Genomic DNA, 18,285 nt, shown 5'->3' on the forward strand with positions numbered 1-18,285 from the left:
CGCGGTCGCCTCTCCCTGATCATGGGTGTTTTCGGGGTCGGCTTCATCTTCCTGACTTTCGGCTACATCGCCTGGGAGCAGCGCGCCCGCCTCATGCAGCGCAGCGCCGAGGAGACGAGAAGCACGGCATTCTTCATGGCCGATCATGCGGCGCGGCTGTTCGAGGTGACGGACCTTGCCCTGAAGCAGACGGCCGCCCTGATCGCGGACGAGAGCTGGTACACGATCGAGCCCTCGCGGATGCTCTGGGAGCAGCTTCGCGCGATCAAGACGGCGCTGCCCTACGTGGACAACATCTGGCTGAACGACGCGAACGGGCGTCTTCGCATGACGTCGATGCAGTTCCCCCCGCCGGACTCGAGCGTGGCCGATCAGGATGCCTTCAAGGTTCAGGCTTCGAACGATCGCGGCCTTTACGTGGGAACGCCGGTTCGCGGCCATCTTACGCGCGAGCCCACCTTCCTGGTGAGCCGCCGCCTCCAGTATCCAGCGGGCTCCTTCCGGGGCATCGTATCGGTCAGCGTGGCCTTGTCCTATTTCAACGATTACTGGGGCAAGCCGAGGCTCCCGAAGGGGAGCCGCATCACCCTCCTGCGCGAGGACTCCCAGGTCCTCGCCCAGTATCCTCCACCGCCGGACGGATTGTCCTTCGTGCCTACCGTCAAGGACGATTTCGACCGGGCGATCCGCACCGACGCCCGCTCAGGCACATACACCTACGAGAGTCAGGGGCAGCGGCGCATCGGCTCCTACTATCAGGTCTCGGACCTTCCGCTCTATGTCCGGGTCAGCGTGCCGGAGAGCGCCTATTGGAACCCTTGGATTGCCCAGGTGCGGCTCTACGGCGTCTTCGCCCTGATCGCGCTGCTCGCTCTCCTGGCTCTGACGGCGATGGCCTCCCAGCAGTTTCGCGAGCAGGCCGCGAATGCTGAAGTTCTCGAACGGGAAGTGGCGGCGCGGACGCGGGCGCTGCAATCCGAGACCAACGCGCTCGAGATCCTCAACCGGACCGGGGCCGCCCTCTCGGCCGAGCTCGATCTCGACCGGGTCGTCCAGAGCATCACGGATGCCGGCGTGGAGCTGACGGGAGCTCAGTTCGGGGCCCTGTTCTACAACGTCGTCGACCAGGGTGGCGAGAGCTACACGCTCTACGCCCTGTCCGGGGCCCCGAAGGAAAAATTCTCCCAGTTTCCCATGCCCCATAACACGCAGGTGTTCGCACCCACCTTCGAAGGCACCGGCATCATCCGCTCGGACGACATCACCAAGGATCCCCGATACGGACATCACGAGCCTCACAAGGGCATGCCCGAGGGGCATCTGCCGGTCCGCAGCTACCTTGCCATCCCGGTGGTGTCGCGGACGGGGGAAGTCTATGGCGGCCTCTTCTTCGGCCACGAGAAGCCGGGCGTCTTCACGGAACGGTCCGAGCGCCTCATGATAGGCCTTGCGGCGCAGGCGGCCATCGCGATCGACAACGGGCGCCTCTATCAGGCCGCGCAGCACGAGATCGCGGAGCGCAGGCAGGCCCAGGCCCAGCAATCCCTCCTCATCCGCGAACTGCATCACCGTGTGAAGAACACGCTTGCAACGGTGCAAGCCGTGGTTGGCGCCACAGCCCGCGCCACATCCAATATCGACGATTTCTACGAGGCCTTCGTCGGCCGCATCATCTCGCTCGCCAACACCCATTCCCTGCTGACCGAGGCAGTGTGGCAGACCGCTTCCTTACGCGAGATCCTCGATAAGGAGCTGATGCCCTACAAGGACGACGCGGGCGAGCGCGTGGTGCTCGAAGGAACCCCGGTCGAGCTGCCGTCCGAGGCGGCGGTTCCCATCGGCATGGCGATTCATGAGCTCACCACGAACGCGGCCAAATACGGCGCCTTGTCGGTGAATTCCGGCAAGGTCGCGGTCTCCTGGACGTCCGAAACGCTGCCCGACGGCCTCAGGCTCATGCTCCGCTGGAAGGAGAGCGGCGGACCTCCCGTGACCCCGCCGAAACGTCAAGGCTTCGGATCGCGCCTTCTGCATCGGGTTCTGGCCACGCAGCTCAACGCCAAGGTCGAGATGGACTTTCGTCCGCAGGGTCTTCAGGTCGCCGTCGATGCCGTGCTGAAGAAGGCCACCTTCCTCGATCCGGCCGCCTGAGGACCGCGGATTTCCCGCAAACGTGACACCGGCTCCCGTTGGCGCGCGTGCCCGGACCGACTATCTAGGGCCCGACAAGAACTGCGATCCGCGATCCAGTTTCGCCAAGGGGTTTTCGATGAACGAGACAGTCAAGCTGGCCGATCTGCAGCAGGGCGTGCGGCCGGTGGACCATCCAACCGTCAGGATGGGGCGGATCGGCGTGCTGCTCCTCAATCTCGGCACGCCCGAGGGCACCAGCTACTGGCCCATGCGGCGCTACCTGAAGGAGTTCCTCTCCGACCGCCGCGTCATCGAGACCCCGCGCCTCCTGTGGTGGCCGATCCTCAACCTCATCATCCTCACCAAGCGCCCCGGCCCCAAGGGACGCGACTACGCGTCGATCTGGAACAACGAGCGGGACGAGGGGCCGCTCAAGACCATCACCCGCAGCCAGGCGGAGCAGCTGGCCGCTCACCTGAAGAGCGTCGCCGGCGACAAGGTCACGGTCGACTGGGCGATGCGCTACGGCAAGCCGGAGGTGCGCGAGCGCATCCAGGCGCTCCTGGACCAGGGCTGCGACCGCATCCTCCTCGTGCCGCTTTATCCGCAATATGCGGCCGCCACCTCCGCGACCGCCTGCGACCAGGCCTTCCGGGCCCTCATGGAGATGCGCTGGCAGCCGACGGTCCGCGTCTCGCCGCCCTATTACGACGATCCGGCCTATATCGACGCGGTGGTCGATTCCATGAAGCGTGACCTCGCCAAGCTTCCCTTCGAGCCGGAGGTGATCCTCGTCTCCTTCCATGGGGTGCCGAAGGAATACCTGCTCAAGGGCGATCCCTACCACTGCCAGTGCGTGAAGACATGGCGCCTGATGCGCGAGAAGTTCGGCTGGCCGGCGGACAAGTTCCGCATGAGCTTCCAGTCGCGGTTCGGCACCGCCGAGTGGCTGCAGCCTTATACGGACAAGACCGTTGAGGCCCTGGCCAAGAGTGGCGTGAAGCGCATGGCCATCGTGGCGCCCGGCTTCTCGGCAGACTGCCTCGAGACCCTTGAGGAGCTTGACGGCGAGAACCGCGAGATCTTCATGCATAACGGGGGCGAGCAGTTCGCCTATCTGCCCTGCCTCAACGACAGTCAGGATGGCATGAAGGTGATCCGGCATGTGGTGGAGCGGGAGCTCCAGGGCTGGATCTAGGCGGCCTCGAGGCTTTCGGATAAAGCTAAGCCTCACGCAACACCGTCTCGTTGTCGGGAGGCCTCATGCCGTTCGGGTTCGATCTCTTCGTAGGGGCGCTGGTCCTCGTCGTCATCGTGACGATCGCCATGGGCGTGAGGACCGTGCCGCAGGGCTATGCCTACACGGTCGAGCGGTTCGGGCGCTACTCCCGCACCCTCGGCCCGGGCCTCGGCCTGATCCTTCCCTACATCGAGCAGATCGGCAAGAAGGTGAACGTCATGGAGCAGGTGCTCGACGTTCCGAGCCAGGAGGCCTTCACCCGCGACAATGCCGGCGTCACCATCGACGCGGTGGCGTTCTTCCAGGTGCTCGACGCGGCGCGCGCCTCCTACGAGGTCTCGAACCTCAACCAGGCGCTCCTCACCCTCACCATGACCAATATCCGCACGGTCGTGGGCTCCATGGACCTCGACGAGCTCCTGTCCCACCGTGACGAGATCAACGAGCGGCTCCTGCGGGTCGTCGACGCCGCCGCCTCGCCCTGGGGCGCAAAGGTCACCCGCGTGGAGATCAAGGACATCGTGCCGCCGGCCGATCTCGCCGGCGCCATGGCGCGGCAGATGAAGGCCGAGCGCGACAAGCGCGCCGCCGTGCTCGAGGCCGAAGGCCTGCGCCAGGCCGAGATCCTGCGCGCCGAGGGCGACAAGCAGGCCCAGATCCTCTCGGCCGAGGGACGCAAGGAAGCGGCCTTCCGGGATGCCGAGGCCCGGGAGCGCCTCGCCGAGGCGGAAGCCAAGGCAACCACGATGGTGAGCGATGCCATCACGCAGGGCGATCTGGCCGCCGCCAACTTCATCGTGGCGGAGAAGTATATCGACGCGATCCGCACCCTGGCCTCGGCTCCGAACCAGAAGGTCGTCATCGTGCCCATCGAGGCGGCCGGCCTCGCCGGAACCCTCGGGGGCATCGCCGAGCTGACCAGGGCCGTGTTCAATGACGGGACCGGGGCCTCGAAGGGGCCGCGCACCGTCCCGAGCGTCGCGGCCGCGCCGGAGCGCCTATGATCGCCGATGCCGTCGTCAGCCTGGGCGCCTGGGCCTGGATTATCCTCGGGATCGTGCTGATCGGGCTCGAGCTGCTCGCGCCGGGCGTCTTCTTCATCTGGCTAGGCCTCGCGACCATCGTCACGGGGCTGGTCGATGCGACGCTCGGCCTGTCCTGGCAGGTGGCCGCTCTCGTCTTCGCAGTCCTCTCGGTCGCGGCAGTGGTTCTGGGGCGAACCCTCATGCGCCCGAGCACCCAGCAGGATACGCAGGCCAACCAGCTCAACCAGCGCGGCCAGTCCCTCGTCGGAAAGGTCTTCACCTTGGAGACCCCGATCAAGGACGGGGAGGGACGGATCCGGGTCGGAGACAGCTCCTGGCGCGTGACCGGCGCCGATCGCTTCGCCGGCGCGAAGGTCCGCGTCGTCCGGGTCGAAGGCGCGACCCTGGTGGTGGACGATCCTTAAGTCTCGGCAAGACCGATCTTGATGCGCCGGTTCTGGCGGCCCTTGTTGTCCACCTTCAGGATTCGGATCGGGCGCGCAGCCCCGCTCGTTTCCAGATGAGTGCCACCGCAGGCCTGCCGGTCCAGGCCGATTATCTCGACGATCCGTACGGTCCCGTCCTCCTGCGGCGGGGGAGAGACGGACTTGCTGCGGAACATGCCGCTCGTCGCTTCGGCTTCGCTCCAGGGCATGCGAAAGGTCCGGATCGGGAAATCCTGGCGGAGCGCGTCGTTGATCGGTCCGCCGAGAGACCGGAGACGATCCGGATCGATGTCGGGCAGATCGAAGTCGACCCGGAAGGTGCCGTCGGCCGAAAGCTGAGCGCCCGTCAGGAGGGCGCCTCCGAACTCGCGATACACGATGCTGTTGGCTACATGCGCCACGGTGTGGAGTTCGCACATGAGGTTGCGGAACACCCCGTCGATACGGGCCATGACCATCCCATGCGGCTCGGCCTCCCCGTCGAACTCGTGCCAGAGGCCTCTCCCGTCTGGAACAAGTCGGACGACGGCCAGAAGGCCTCCTTCCCATTCGAGCGTTCCCCGGTCGGGAAGCTGCCCGCCGCCGCCGGGGAAGAACGGTGACCGGTCGAGCAGAACGGCGCCGGGACGGGAGTCGACCACCCGCGCTTCGAGTGCGGCGACGCCGGGATGGTCCTGGCAGAAAAGGCGCGGCAAGGTCAGCCTCCGGAAAAGCGAGGCCGCATGATACCAGGTCTACGCCGCCCCCGCGCGCAGCAGGTCGAGGTAGTGCACGAGGCCGATCGGCCGCTGGTTCTCCACCACGATCAGGGCCGTGATCTTGGAGGTCTCCTGGACCTCCAGGGCGGTGGCGAGCAGGTCGTCCGGCGCGATGGTGCGGGGCGTCCGGGTCATGATGTCCGCGACCGGCAGGGTGCGCAGGTCCGGGCGGAGGTTGCGGCGCAGGTCGCCGTCCGTGACGATGCCGGCGAGCGTGCCGTCCGGATGCACCACGATCACCGAGCCGAAGCCCTTGCGGCCGATCTCGTCGATGGCCTCGTCCATGCGCGCTTCGACCCCGACGATGGGCAGGCGCTCGTTCTTGTGCATCACGTCGCGGACGAGCTTGAGCCGGGCGCCCAGCTTGCCGCCCGGGTGGAAGACCCGGAAATGCTCCGCCGTGAAGCCGCGCCGTTCGAGGAGCGCGATGGCGAGGGCGTCGCCCAGGGCCAGCTGCATGGTGGTGGAGGTGGTAGGGGCAAGGCCGTTCGGGCAGGCCTCGTCGGCCTTCGGCAGGGCGAGGCACAGATCGGCCGCATGCCCGAGGGTCGATTGTGCATTCGACGTGAGGGCGATGAGCGGCACCCGGAAGCGCTTGGCGTAGCCGATCAGGTCGGCAAGCTCCGAGGTCTCGCCCGACCAGGACAGGGCGATGATCACGTCGTCGGGTTGGATCATGCCGAGGTCGCCGTGGCTGGCCTCGGCCGGATGGACGTAATGGGACGGGGTGCCGGTGGAGGCGAGAGTGGCGGCGATCTTGCGGGCCACATGGCCCGACTTGCCCATACCGGAGACGATCACGCGCCCCGGGGCCGCCGCGATCCGGTCGACAGCCGTTGTGAAGACGGAGCCGAGGCCGTTGCCGATGGCCTCCATCAGAATGGTGATCCCGTCCCGTTCGGTCGCGAGGGTGCGCAGGGCCGAGGCGACGGCCTGGTCGGCGGATGGTGCGGTGGTCTGTGCAAGTGCCATGGCCGCCCTCTAGCACAGAGGGGCGGCCACGCGGAACCCTCGCGGGCTGCCTACTTCTGGCGCAGGAAGGCTTCGAGCTCCTGCCGGAAGGCCGGGCCCAGATCCTCGCGCTCCAGGGCATAGGCCACGTTCGCCATGAGGAAGCCGACCTTCGAGCCCGTGTCGTAGGTCCGGCCCTCGTACTTCATGCCGTAGAACTTCTGGCCCTTCATCAGGCGGATCATCGAGTCCGTGAGCTGGATCTCGTTGCCGGCGCCGCGCTGCTGGTTGGACAGGAGGTCGAAGATCTCGGGCTGGAGGATGTAGCGACCGGAGATGATGTAGTTCGACGGCGCAGTGCCCTTCGGGGGCTTCTCGACCATGCCGGTGATCTCGAAGGTCTGGCCGAATTCCTGGCCCACCGAGACGATGCCGTATTGATGGGTCTGGTCCTCCGGCACCTCCTCGACCGCGATGATGTTACCGCCGTGCTTTTCATAGGCGGCGATCATCTGCTCCATGGAGCCGCGGCTCAGCATGTCGGGGAGCAGGACCGCGAACGGCTCGTCGCCGACGAGTTCCCGGGCGCACCAGACCGCATGGCCGAGCCCGAGGGGCTCCTGCTGGCGGGTGAAGCTCGTCTGGCCGGCCTGGGGCTGGTCCTTGGTGAGGGCCTCGAGCTCCTTGGTCTTGTTCCGCTCCTGGAGGGTGCGGTTCAGCTCGTAAGCGATGTCGAAGTGGTCCTCGATGACGGCCTTGTTGCGGCCGGTCACGAAGATGAAGTGCTCGATTCCGGCCGCGCGGGCCTCGTCGACCACGTGCTGGACCACCGGGCGGTCGACGACGCACAGCATCTCCTTCGGGACGGCCTTGGTGGCCGGAAGGAACCGGGTTCCGAGGCCGGCGACGGGGAGGACTGCTTTGCGGATGCGCTTCATGGAAGGGGCCATTGTGAGCAGGGATGCGTCAGGAAAAGGATGGATGCGGGAAGGTGGAAACTGTCAAGGTTCGATCCCTATAACGCTTCTGCGACGACCTTGTTGCATCGCATCACGTCCAACTAGCGTCCCTGGACCTGAATTGGAGCTGAAGCGTTGTGGTTAACCTGCTAAGAGCGGCACGAAGGAGGACGAAACATGGCGGTTTTGGTGACGGGCGGAGCCGGCTATATCGGCAGCCACATGGTGCTCGAACTCGTCGATGCCGGTGAGAAGGTGGTCGTCCTGGACGATCTCTCCACAGGTTTCCGCTGGTCCGTGCCTCCCGAGGCGACCCTGGTGGTGGGCGATGTGGGCGACCAGGACCTCGTGACCCGCCTCATCGACGAGCACGGCATCGACAGCATCCTGCATTTCGCCGCCAAGATCGTCGTGCCCGAATCGGTCGCCGATCCGCTGACCTATTACCTGAACAACACGGTCAAATCCCGGGCCCTGATCGAGGCCGCGGTGACGACGGGGATCAGGAACTTCATCTTCTCCTCGACGGCGGCCGTCTACGGCAACGCCCAGGCCGATCTCCTGTCCGAGGACACGCCCCTCAACCCGATCAACCCTTACGGGCGCACCAAGCTCATGACGGAGTGGATGCTCGAGGATGCCTCCAAGGCCCATGGCCTCCGCTATGCGGTCCTGCGCTACTTCAACGTGGCGGGCGCCGACCCGAAGGGCCGCTCGGGCCAGTCGACGCCCCAGGCCACCCACCTGATCAAGGTGGCGGCCCAGGCGGCTCTGGGCCAGCGGCCCCATCTGGACGTGTACGGCACCGACTATGAGACCCCGGACGGCACCTGCGTCCGGGACTACATCCAGGTCACGGATCTCGCCCGCGCACATCTGGCGGCCCTGCGGCATTTGCGCCACGACGGCGACTGCATCACGATGAATTGCGGCTACGGCCACGGCGCCTCGGTGCGCGAGGTCGTGGATGTGGTCAAGAAGGTGTCCGGCGTCGATTTCGAGGTCCGCTACAGCCCGCGCCGCCCCGGAGATCCTGCGGCCCTCGTGGCCAAGGTGAGCCGGATCCGCAGCCTCGGCTGGGAGCCGCACTACGACGATCTCGAGGAAATCGTCGATCAGGCCCTGCGGTGGGAGCGGGCTCTGGCGGAACGGAAAGCCGCATAAAGTCCCACTATCAACCGGCTGTTAACCCCCGTAATGTCGCATGGCGGGACGAGACCATTGTCCTGTCCGTGAGCGACTCATATGCAGCAGCCGATTCGCGTGGCGCGCAGCCTCTGCAGCGCCCTCATTCTTGGTCTGAGCCTCAACCTGGGCCTGGGGGCGGCCGGGACCGCCCCCGTCATGGCCCAGGAGGCCTCGGAGGCGGGATTCCAGCGGTTCGTGGAAAGCCTCTGGCCGGCCGCCCGCGCCCGTGGCGTCTCCCGTGCGACCTTCGACGAAGCCTTCCGTGGGGTCGGGCCGGATCCGAAGATCGTCGCGCTCACCAGGAAGCAGTCGGAGTTCGTCCGGCCGATCTGGGACTACGTCAACGGCGCGATTTCGGCCCAGCGGCTGGAGCGCGGCCGGCAGATGGCGGCCGAATGGTCCAAGACGCTCGCGGCGGTCGAGCGGGCCTATGGGGTGCCGCGGTCCGTCGTCCTCGGCGTCTGGGGCATGGAGACCAATTTCGGCAGCTTCACGGGCTCGATCTATGCGGTCCGGGCGCTGGCGACCCTGGCCTATACGGGCTATCGCGGCGATTTCTTCCGGGACGAGCTGCTGACGGCGCTCCAGATCCTGGAAGCCGAGCACATCGACCGGGACAAGATGCTGGGCTCCTGGGCCGGTGCCATGGGGCACACCCAGTTCATGCCGTCGAGCTACATGAAGTTCGCCGTTGACGGCAACCGGGACGGCGTGCGCGACATTTGGGGTTCGGTCCCGGATGCCCTGGCCTCCACGGCCAATTACCTGCGCCAGCACGGCTGGAAGCCCGGCCTGCCCTGGGGCTTCGAGGTGAAGCTTCCGCGCGGGTTCGATTTCCGCAACCTCCGCCAGGGCTTCGCGAGCTGGGAGGGCCTCGGGCTGCGCCGGGCCGATGGGAAGCCGATGCCACGATCGGGAGAGGCGAGCCTTTTCCTGCCCGGCGGGGCGAGGGGGCCGGCCTTCCTGGTCACCGACAACTATGCGGTGATCAAGGCGTACAACTCCTCCGACGCCTATGCCATGGGCGTCGCCCATCTGGGGGACCGGCTCACGGGCGGCCTGCCGATCCAGGGGGCCTGGCCCAAGGACGAGCCGATGCTGGACAAGGACCAGCGGCAGGAGCTCCAGGAGCGCCTCGCAGCCCTCGGCCTGTATGAGGGGGAGACCGACGGCAAGCTCGGGTCCAAGACCCGCGATGCGGTCAGGAACTTCCAGCTCAAGCGCGGTTTGATCCCGGACGGCTACGCCGACGTCGCGGTTCTGCGTGAATTGCGCGCGGTGCGCTGACGAAGGTCCGGCAACGCGCTATCCTTGAGCAGGCCGGGCCCATCTGGAGTTGCCCATGCGTTTGACGCTGATCTTTCGCCTGCTCTTCCTGACCCTCCTGTTCGCCGCAGGAGGCAGCGATGCCGTGCTGGCTCAGCAGGGGTATTATTACCAGCAGGGGCCGCAGGCCGGCTATCGTGACCCGCGCGCCTATCCGCCCGGCTATTATCCCGGAAAGCTGGTCCAGCCGGCTCAGCCGCAACAGGGCTTCAGCCTCCGTCGGTTCTTCGGGGTGCAGGACGAGCCGCCGCCGCCGGCCCGCAAGCCGGTGGCCAAGCCACGCAAGCCCGCGCCCCAGCCGGTGGTCGCGGCTAAGCCCGAGAAGCCCAAGGCCAACCCGACCACCCATGTGGTGGTTTTCGGCGACGTGCTGGCGGACTTCGCCGGCCAGGGCCTCGACGACATGTTCTCGGAGAACCCGGACGTGGCGGTGGTCCGCAAGGTCAAGGCGGAGGGCGGGCTCGCCCGCTCGGAGCCGGGCGAGTGGCCGGCCTTCATCCGCGAGACCCTCGACGGCGGCCAGAAGGCAACGCTTGCGGTCGTGATGATCGGAGCCAACGACCGCCAGGCCATCAAGGACAAGGAGGACAGCGTCGAACTGCTCTCCGACCGGTGGAAGGACCTTTACGGCCAGAGGATCGACGAGGTGCTGCGCACGTTCCAGGAGCGCGGCATCCCGGTCGTCTGGATCGGCCTGCCGCCCATGAAGAACAGCAAGCTCACGGAAGACCTCGTGGCCATGAACGAGATATACCGCGAAAAGGCGGAGCGCTCCGGCGCCGCCTACGTGGACATCTGGCCCGGCTTCGTCGACGAGGACAACCGCTATACCTCGACCGGACCGGACGTGGACGGCGAGCCGGCAAGGCTGCGGACCAACGACGGCGTCCTGTTCACCAAGGCGGGCGCGCGCAAGATCGCCCATTTCACCGACACCGAGATCAAGCGTATTCTTGACGCCAAGCAGTCCGGAGCCGTCGCGACCCTGCCGCGCCCGGCGGACGGCCAGGTCGCGCCGGCCTCCATCGAGGCAGCCCTCCCGCCGCCGCCCGACCCGGCGGTGCCCGTGCCCCTTCCCAGCAAGCCGCTGGTCGGGCCCGTTCTGCCGCTCACCAAGCCCGACGTGACGCCCGGAGGCACCCTGGCGTCCAGCCCGCCGAAGCTGACCGGCGACCATGCCTACCCGGTCCAGCGCGCCCTTAGGGCCGGCATCGCGCCGAGCGCCCGTCCGGGGCGGGCGGACGATTTCCGCTGGCCGGCGCAGTAGGCTGGGACGAAACCACAGAGCCTGCGGCTGCTGTGACGGAGCGCACGTGCGTTCCGCGAAGGGATGTGCAACATCGTGTATGAGAGTTTTCCTCGGACACGATGAACCATGCCGCGATCGAAGTTCTTCTTCTGCTTGGCCGTTCTGACCATTCTGCCCGTCTCGGCCCGAGCCGACTTCTGGACCGAGAACGGGTGCAACCTCGATAAGCCCCAGCCCCTCTTCAAGAATGCAGGCTTCCGGCTCGACCCTAAGAAGGGAACGGCCCAGGAAACCCTCAAGCTCAGCGACGGGGTGACCCTGCGGCTGGAGCAGTCCCAGTGCGAGTACCAGACCCGGACCTACACCTTCATTCTCAAGGAGGCGCCGGGCGACATGGACCAAGTCGGATGGCAATACCGCAAGGCGGTCGAGCTGCTGACGCTGCTCGAGAGCAGGTCTACGCCCAAGCTGAAGTTCTCCGACGAGAAGAAGGCCCTGACCAGCTATGCACGCCTCGTGGCCGATCCTAAGCCGGAGGTGGAAATCAACGTCACGCCTCCGGATGCGGAAACGCCGGAGCTCATCACCGTCGCCGATCAGGTCGGGCAGCAGGACACGCGCATCCTCGTGAAGATCTGGAGCGGGCCCTACTGATCCTTTCGCGGAGCGACACCGCACAAAAAGAGAGCCCGGCCCCATGCTCGGGCCGGGCTGGTCTCAATCCGGAAGTCTTGGCTTCTCAGCGGGGCAGCACGCTCGATCCGGTGAGAAAGGTGTCGATGGACCGCGCCGCCTGACGGCCTTCGCGGATGGCCCACACCACCAGGGACTGGCCGCGGCGCATGTCTCCCGCAACGAAGACCTTCTCGCTCGACGTGCGGTAATCGCGCTCGTTGGCGACCACGTTGCCGCGCCGGTCCATCTCGACGCCGGACTGCTCCAGCAGCCCTTCCTTCACCGAGCCGGCGAAGCCGATGGCGAGAAACACGAGATCGGCCTTGAGGATGAACTCGGTGCCGGGGATCGGCTGGCGCTTCTCGTCCACCCGGGCGCAGCGCACGCCCACGACGCGGCCCTTCTTGCCCTCGATGCCGAGGGTCGCCGCCTGGAACTCGCGCTCGGCGCCCTCCGCTTGGCTCGAGGAGGTACGCATCTTGGTCGGCCAATAGGGCCACACGGTCAGCTTGTCCTCCCGCTCCGGCGGCTTCGGCCGGATGTCGAGCTGCGTGACGGAGAGCGCGCCCTGCCGGAAGGCCGTGCCGACGCAGTCGGAGGCCGTGTCGCCGCCGCCGATCACCACCACGTGCTTGCCGCCGGCCAGGACCGGCTCCTCCGTTACCTCCTCGCTGTTCACCCGCTTGTTGGACTGGGTGAGGTAGGGCATCGCGAAATGCACGCCCGCGAGGTCCTGTCCCGGCAGGTTCGGGTTGCGCGGGTCCTCCGCACCGCCGGCGAAGAGCACGGCGTCGAACTCGTTGTGCAGGGACGCGAAGGTCTTGTTCACGCCGATGTTGACGCCGCAATGGAAGGTGACGCCCTCGGCCTCCATCTGCTTCACGCGGCGGTCGATGTGGTACTTCTCCATCTTGAAGTCCGGGATGCCGTAGCGCAGCAGCCCGCCGGGCTTCGCCTGGCGCTCGAACACATGCACCTCGTGGCCGGCGCGGGCGAGCTGCTGCGCCGCCGCGAGGCCTGCGGGACCCGAGCCGATGACCGCGACGCGCTTGCCCGTCGAGACGTCGGCCGGCTCCGGCTTGATCCAGCCCATCTCCCAGGCCTTGTCGGCGATGGCCTGCTCGATGGTCTTGATGGTGACCGGCTGGTTCTCGAGGTTGAGCGTGCACGCCTCCTCGCAGGGAGCCGGGCAGATACGGCCCGTGAATTCCGGGAAGTTGTTGGTGGAGTGGAGGTTGCGCGAAGCCTCCTCCCAGTCGTTCTGCCAGACGAGGTCGTTCCAGTCCGGGATCTGGTTGTGCACCGGACAGCCCGTCGGCCCGTGGCAGAACGGGATGCCGCAATCCATGCAGCGCCCGGCCTGCTTCTTCAGGTCGTTGTCGTCGAGCGGCAGCGTGAACTCGCGGAAGTGGCGCACGCGCTCGCCGGCGAGCTGATACTTCTGCTCCTGGCGGTCGTATTCGAGAAAGCCTGTGACCTTGCCCATGGATCTGCCCCTTGTCCTTACTCTGCCGCCTGCAACGTTCTGAGGCGATCCATCTCCTGGAGCGCCCGGCGGTACTCGACCGGCATGACCTTTACGAACTTCGTGCGGTAGGTTGTCCAGTGGTCGAGGATCTCCTTGGCGCGCGCGGAGCCCGTATAGGTGTGATGGTTGGTGATGAGCTGCATGAGGCGCTCTTCGTCAGGGCCCGACATGTTGGCCATGATGTCGATGCGGCCCTTGGTCTCCAGATCGCCGCCATGGTGGTGGAGGCGGCGCATCAGGTCCTCCTCCTCCTCGACGGGTTCGAGATCGACCATGGAGAGGTTGCAGCGCTTGGCGAAGGTGCCGTCCTCGTCGAGCACGTAGGCGATGCCGCCCGACATGCCCGCCGCGAAGTTGCGGCCGGTCTGGCCGAGCACGACCACGAGGCCGCCGGTCATGTACTCGCAGCCGTGATCGCCCGTGCCCTCGACCACCGCGATAGCGCCCGAGTTGCGCACGGCGAAGCGCTCGCCGGCGACGCCGCGGAAATAGGCCTCGCCCGCGATCGCGCCGTACATCACCGTATTGCCGACGACGATGGAGCGCTCCGGCACGGCCTTGGAATCCGGTGACGGCCGGATGATGAGCTTGCCGCCCGACAGGCCCTTGCCGACATAGTCGTTCGCCTCGCCTTCGAGGGCGAGCGTCACGCCGGCAGCCAGCCAGGCACCGAAGCTCTGGCCCGCGGTGCCTTTCAGCTTCACCGTGATGGTGTCGTCCGGCAATCCCTCGTGGCCGTAGCGCTTGGCGACCTCGCCCGAGAGCATGGCGCCCACCGCGCGATCGGCGCTGCGCACCCGCGCCTCGATGGTGACGGCCTCGCCCTGCTCCAGGGCAGGACCCGCCTCAGCGATCAGGCTGCGGTCGAGCACCTCGGCGATCGGATGGACTTGGCGCTCAACATGGCGGACCGGGACGTCCGGCCCGACCTCGGGCTTGTGGAAGATGCGGGTGAAATCCAGCCCCTTCGCCTTCCAGTGGTCGATGGCGCCGTTCTTGTCGAGGAGCTCGGAGCGGCCGATCATCTCGTCGATGGTCCTGAAGCCCATGGCGGCCATCATCTCGCGCACTTCCTCGGCGACGAAGAAGAAGTAGTTGATGACGTGCTCGGGCAGTCCCTTGAAGCGCTTGCGCAGCACCGGGTCCTGCGTGGCGACGCCCACCGGGCAGGTGTTGAGATGGCACTTGCGCATCATGATGCAGCCGGCGGCGATCAGGGGCGCGGTCGAGAAGCCGTACTCGTCGGCGCCGAGCAGCGCGGCGATCACCACGTCCCGCCCCGTGCGCAGGCCGCCATCCGCCTGAAGGGCGACGCGGCCGCGCAGGCGGTTCAGCACGAGAGTCTGCTGCGTTTCGGCAAGGCCTATCTCCCACGGGGAGCCGGCATGCTTGAGCGAGGTCAGCGGCGAGGCGCCGGTGCCGCCCTCGAAGCCCGAGATCGTGATGTGGTCGGCGCGCGCCTTGGCGACGCCCGCCGCCACGGTGCCGACGCCCACTTCCGACACGAGCTTCACCGACACGTCCGCCGACGGGTTCACGTTCTTCAGGTCGAAGACGAGCTGCGCCAGGTCCTCGATCGAGTAGATGTCGTGGTGCGGCGGCGGCGAGATCAGGCCGACGCCGGGCGTCGAATGGCGCACGCGGGCGATCTTGGCGTCGACCTTGTGGCCGGGCAGCTGCCCACCCTCGCCGGGCTTCGCGCCCTGCGCGATCTTGATCTGCATCATGTCGGCGTTGACGAGGTATTCCGTCGTTACGCCGAAGCGGCCGGAGGCCACCTGCTTGATGGCGGAGCGCTTCGAGCGTCCGTCTGGCAGCTGACGGAAACGCTCCGGCTCCTCGCCGCCTTCGCCGGTGTTGGACTTGCCGCCGATGGCGTTCATGGCGAGCGCGAGCGTCTCGTGCGCCTCCTTCGAGATCGACCCGAACGACATGGCGCCCGTCGAGAAGCGCCGCACGATCTCAGCTGCCGGCTCGACCTCGTCGAGGGAGACGGGCGCGCGGTCGGCCTCTTCGGCCATCTTAATGCGGAACATGCCGCGGATGGTCTTGAGCTCGTGCTCCTGCTCGTTCACGAGGCGCGCATACTCGCGGTAGCGGTCCTGCGCGTTGAGGCGCACTGCATGCTGCAGGGTCGCGACCGTGTCGGGATTCCAGGCATGGACCTCGCCGCGGGTGCGGTAGGCGTATTCGCCGCCGACGTCGAGGGCGTCACGGTAGACCGGCGCGTCGCCGAAGGCGTCGCGGTGGCGGCGCACGGTCTCTTCCGAGACCTCGTCCATGCCGATGCCCTCGATGGTGGTCGCCGTGCCGAAGAAGTCCCGGTTCACGAAGTCGGAGCGCAGGCCGACCGCGTCGAAGATCTGCGCGCCGCAATAGGACTGGTAGGTGGAGATGCCCATCTTCGACATGACCTTGAGCAGGCCCTTGCCGATCGACTTGATGTAGCGCTTGATCGCCTCGTCCTCGTCCACCTCGCCCGGCAGCTCGCCGGCCGCATGCATGGCCGCGATGGTCTCGAAGGCAAGGTAGGGGTTAATGGCCTCCGCGCCGTAGCCCGCAAGGCACGCGAAGTGATGGATCTCGCGCGGCTCGCCGGATTCCAGCACCAGGCCGACCGAGGTGCGCAGGCCCTTGCGGATCAGGTAGTTGTGCACGGCCGCCGTCGCGAGCAGCGCCGGGATCGGGATGCGGTCGGGGCCGACCATGCGGTCGGACAGGATGATGATGTTGTAGCCGCCGTGGACCGCGGCCTCCGCACGGTCGCAGAGCCGGTCCAGCGCCCCGTCGAGGGCCGCGGCGCCGAGTTCCGACGGATAGGTGATGTCGAGGGTCTTGGTGTCGAAGCGGTCCTCGAAATGGCCGATGCAGCGGATCTTCTCCAGGTCCTCGTTGGTGAGGATCGGCTGGCGCACCTCGAGGCGCTTGCGGCGCGAGGTGCCCTCGAGGTCGAGGATGTTCGGGCGCGGACCGATGAACGACACGAGGCTCATGACGAGCTCCTCGCGGATCGGGTCGATCGGCGGGTTCGTCACCTGGGCGAAGTTCTGCTTGAAGTAGGTGTAGAGCAGCTTCGGCTTGTCGGAGAGCGCGGAGATCGGCGTGTCCGATCCCATGGATCCGACCGCCTCCTGGCCCGTTACGGCCATAGGCTGCATCAGGAGCTTGAGATCCTCGGCCGTGTAGCCGAAGGCCTGCTGGCGGTCGAGGAGCGACACGTCCGTGCGCGACTCGCGCGCCTGGACGGGCTTCAGGTCCTCCAGCACGATCTGGGTGCGCTTCAGCCAGTCCTTGTAGGGATGCGCCTGCGAGAGCTGCTGCTTGATCTCGTCGTCGGAGACGATGCGGCCTTCTTCCAGGTCGATGAGGAGCATCTTGCCCGGCTGCAGGCGCCACTTCTCGACGATCTTCTCCTCCGGGATCGGCAGCACGCCCATCTCGGAGGCGAGCACCACGAGGCCGTCCTCGGTCACGAGGTAGCGCGCGGGGCGCAGGCCGTTGCGGTCCAGCGTCGCGCCGATCTGCTTGCCGTCGGTGAAGCAGACGGCGGCCGGTCCGTCCCACGGCTCCATGAGAGCCGCGTGATACTCGTAGAAGGCGCGCCGGTCCTCGTCCATGAGCGGGTTGCCCGCCCAGGCTTCGGGGATCAGCATCATCATGGCGTGCGCGAGCGAGTAGCCGCCGCGCACGAGGAATTCGAGGGCGTTGTCGAAGCAGGCGGTGTCGGACTGGCCCTCGTAGGAGATCGGCCAGAGCTTCGAGATGTCGTTGCCGAAGAGGTCGGAGTCGACGGAGGCCTGGCGCGCCGCCATCCAGTTCACGTTGCCGCGCAGGGTGTTGATCTCGCCGTTATGGGCGACCATGCGGTAGGGATGCGCGAGCTGCCAGGTCGGGAAGGTGTTGGTGGCGAAGCGCTGGTGCACGAGCGCGATGGCGCTCTCGAAGCGCGGGTCCTGGAGGTCCTTGTAGTAGCCGCCGAGCTGGCCCACGAGCACCATGCCCTTGTACACGATGGTGCGCGAGGACAGGCTGACCGGGTAGTAGCCTGCCGTGCGCGGGTCCTTCATGTCGTAGACGGCGTTGGAGATCACCTTGCGGGCGATGAACAGGCGACGCTCGAACGTCTCCTGGTCGTCCATGCCCTTGCCCTTGCCGATGAAGATCTGCCGGTGCTGGGGCTCCGAGGCCTTCACGCTCTCGCCGAGGTCGCTCGAATCCACCGGCACGTCGCGCCAGCCGAGAACCTGCAGGCCCTCGTCGGTGATGGCCTTGGTAACAATCTCCTGGACGAGCGCGAAGCCCTCCGGGTCGCGCGGCATGAACAGGTGGCCGACGCCGTACTCGCCCGCGTCCGGGAGCCAGATGCCGAGCTTGGCGCATTCGGCCGCGAAGAACTTGTGCGGGATCTGGACGAGGATGCCGCAGCCGTCGCCCGTCTTCGGGTCGGCGCCCACGGCGCCGCGATGGTCGAGGTTCAGGAGGATCTGGAGGCCCTGCTCGACGATCGCATGGGACTTGCGGTTCTTCATGTCGGCGATGAAGCCGACGCCGCAGGAATCCTGCTCGTTGCCTGGATCGTAGAGACCTTGGAGCTTGGGCAGGGCCGGGTCCCGGACAACCAGGGCCGTATCGGTTTTGGCGGCCGCACGGGTCGAGGCTTCGATTTCCAGGCGCTTGTTCGACACGTCGCTCATGCCAAGATCCTTACATCCATTCGAACACGTCATCAGGGTTCTTTGAGGCGGCTTTCGGGTCCGCCGGATGATCTGGATCGTCCGGATGCCCACCGCTTCTTGGGTTGTTGGAG

At 66.8% G+C, this 18,285-nt stretch carries 13 protein-coding genes; 8 read left to right on the forward strand and 5 right to left on the reverse strand.

Annotation, left to right across the window (positions count from 1 at the left end; genetic code table 11):
- The first annotated feature begins 21 nt into the window (after positions 1-21).
- The 4 genes from DES45_RS17660 to DES45_RS17675 all read left to right on the forward strand — a co-directional run bounded on the left by DES45_RS17660 (position 22) and on the right by DES45_RS17675 (position 4,823).
- Entirely contained in the window at positions 22-2,151 is a 2,130-nt protein-coding gene (locus tag DES45_RS17660) for a sensor histidine kinase (RefSeq protein ID WP_170151549.1), read from the forward strand.
- Positions 2,152-2,269: 118 nt separating this feature from the next.
- Positions 2,270-3,331 (forward strand): ferrochelatase, encoded by a 1,062-nt coding sequence (gene hemH, locus DES45_RS17665; RefSeq protein WP_114771366.1) that lies wholly within the window; start codon positions 2,270-2,272, stop codon positions 3,329-3,331.
- A 65-nt stretch (positions 3,332-3,396) separates the two neighbouring features.
- A complete protein-coding gene (locus DES45_RS17670) occupies positions 3,397-4,377 on the forward strand; it encodes an SPFH domain-containing protein (RefSeq protein ID WP_114771367.1) in 981 nt (326 codons plus the stop codon).
- Complete coding sequence (locus tag DES45_RS17675; protein ID WP_114771368.1) at positions 4,374-4,823, forward strand: NfeD family protein; 450 nt, start codon at positions 4,374-4,376, stop codon at positions 4,821-4,823. The genes DES45_RS17670 and DES45_RS17675 overlap by 4 nt, the downstream gene beginning before the upstream one ends.
- Here the strand turns inward: DES45_RS17675 and DES45_RS17680 are convergent.
- Genes DES45_RS17680 through galU form a run of 3 tightly spaced genes read right to left on the reverse strand, consistent with a single transcriptional unit; the run spans position 4,820 to position 7,491 of the window.
- Positions 4,820-5,539, reverse strand: a complete 720-nt coding sequence (locus DES45_RS17680) for an alanyl-tRNA editing protein (protein WP_114771369.1) — start codon at positions 5,537-5,539, stop codon at positions 4,820-4,822. The two genes, DES45_RS17675 and DES45_RS17680, sit on opposite strands and share 4 nt — an antisense overlap.
- A 39-nt stretch (positions 5,540-5,578) precedes the next feature.
- Positions 5,579-6,574 carry a KpsF/GutQ family sugar-phosphate isomerase gene (locus tag DES45_RS17685; RefSeq protein ID WP_114771370.1) on the reverse strand — a complete coding sequence of 332 codons (996 nt, stop codon included), beginning with the start codon at positions 6,572-6,574 and terminating at the stop codon, positions 5,579-5,581.
- A gap of 50 nt (positions 6,575-6,624) precedes the next feature.
- Positions 6,625-7,491, reverse strand: a complete 867-nt coding sequence (gene galU / locus DES45_RS17690; RefSeq protein WP_114771371.1) for a UTP--glucose-1-phosphate uridylyltransferase GalU — start codon at positions 7,489-7,491, stop codon at positions 6,625-6,627.
- A gap of 198 nt (positions 7,492-7,689) precedes the next feature.
- Here galU and galE point away from each other — a divergent pair, with 198 nt between their 5' ends.
- The 4 genes from galE (at position 7,690) to DES45_RS17710 (ending at position 11,929) form a co-directional block, all read left to right on the forward strand.
- Positions 7,690-8,676 carry a UDP-glucose 4-epimerase GalE gene (gene galE, locus DES45_RS17695; protein ID WP_114771372.1) on the forward strand — a complete coding sequence of 329 codons (987 nt, stop codon included), beginning with the start codon at positions 7,690-7,692 and terminating at the stop codon, positions 8,674-8,676.
- Positions 8,677-8,757: 81 nt separating this feature from the next.
- Positions 8,758-9,987 (forward strand): lytic murein transglycosylase, encoded by a 1,230-nt coding sequence (locus tag DES45_RS17700; protein WP_114771373.1) that lies wholly within the window; start codon positions 8,758-8,760, stop codon positions 9,985-9,987.
- A 55-nt stretch (positions 9,988-10,042) separates the two neighbouring features.
- The gene (locus DES45_RS17705) at positions 10,043-11,293 is read left to right on the forward strand and encodes an SGNH/GDSL hydrolase family protein (protein WP_114771374.1); all 1,251 of its coding nucleotides are present in this window, start codon (positions 10,043-10,045) and stop codon (positions 11,291-11,293) included.
- A 108-nt stretch (positions 11,294-11,401) separates the two neighbouring features.
- Entirely contained in the window at positions 11,402-11,929 is a 528-nt protein-coding gene (locus tag DES45_RS17710; protein WP_114771375.1) for a hypothetical protein, read from the forward strand.
- A gap of 85 nt (positions 11,930-12,014) precedes the next feature.
- On the opposite strand, the gene DES45_RS17715 is transcribed toward DES45_RS17710, so the two are convergent.
- Both DES45_RS17715 and gltB read right to left on the reverse strand, forming a co-directional pair.
- Positions 12,015-13,436: a glutamate synthase subunit beta gene (locus DES45_RS17715; RefSeq protein WP_114771376.1), complete on the reverse strand. Its 1,422-nt coding sequence runs from the start codon at positions 13,434-13,436 to the stop codon at positions 12,015-12,017.
- Positions 13,437-13,453: 17 nt separating this feature from the next.
- Positions 13,454-18,172, reverse strand: a complete 4,719-nt coding sequence (gltB, locus tag DES45_RS17720; RefSeq protein WP_114771377.1) for a glutamate synthase large subunit — start codon at positions 18,170-18,172, stop codon at positions 13,454-13,456.
- Positions 18,173-18,285: the final 113 nt, after the last annotated feature.

It is taken from the genome of Microvirga subterranea (genome assembly GCF_003350535.1).
GTDB lineage: Bacteria > Pseudomonadota > Alphaproteobacteria > Rhizobiales > Beijerinckiaceae > Microvirga > Microvirga subterranea.

What these genes read in the sequence shown, in the direction of transcription:
- gltB (WP_114771377.1), bottom strand. Translation starts at nt 18,172, where the DNA reads ATGAGCGACGTGTCGAACAAGCGCCTGGAAATCGAAGCCTCGACCCGT.
- hemH (WP_114771366.1), top strand. Translation starts at nt 2,270, where the DNA reads ATGAACGAGACAGTCAAGCTGGCCGATCTGCAGCAGGGCGTGCGGCCG.
- DES45_RS17715 (WP_114771376.1), bottom strand. Translation starts at nt 13,436, where the DNA reads ATGGGCAAGGTCACAGGCTTTCTCGAATACGACCGCCAGGAGCAGAAG.
- DES45_RS17660 (WP_170151549.1), top strand. Translation starts at nt 22, where the DNA reads ATGGGTGTTTTCGGGGTCGGCTTCATCTTCCTGACTTTCGGCTACATC.
- DES45_RS17685 (WP_114771370.1), bottom strand. Translation starts at nt 6,574, where the DNA reads ATGGCACTTGCACAGACCACCGCACCATCCGCCGACCAGGCCGTCGCC.
- DES45_RS17710 (WP_114771375.1), top strand. Translation starts at nt 11,402, where the DNA reads ATGCCGCGATCGAAGTTCTTCTTCTGCTTGGCCGTTCTGACCATTCTG.
- galE (WP_114771372.1), top strand. Translation starts at nt 7,690, where the DNA reads ATGGCGGTTTTGGTGACGGGCGGAGCCGGCTATATCGGCAGCCACATG.
- galU (WP_114771371.1), bottom strand. Translation starts at nt 7,491, where the DNA reads ATGAAGCGCATCCGCAAAGCAGTCCTCCCCGTCGCCGGCCTCGGAACC.
- DES45_RS17675 (WP_114771368.1), top strand. Translation starts at nt 4,374, where the DNA reads ATGATCGCCGATGCCGTCGTCAGCCTGGGCGCCTGGGCCTGGATTATC.
- DES45_RS17670 (WP_114771367.1), top strand. Translation starts at nt 3,397, where the DNA reads ATGCCGTTCGGGTTCGATCTCTTCGTAGGGGCGCTGGTCCTCGTCGTC.
- DES45_RS17705 (WP_114771374.1), top strand. Translation starts at nt 10,043, where the DNA reads ATGCGTTTGACGCTGATCTTTCGCCTGCTCTTCCTGACCCTCCTGTTC.
- DES45_RS17700 (WP_114771373.1), top strand. Translation starts at nt 8,758, where the DNA reads ATGCAGCAGCCGATTCGCGTGGCGCGCAGCCTCTGCAGCGCCCTCATT.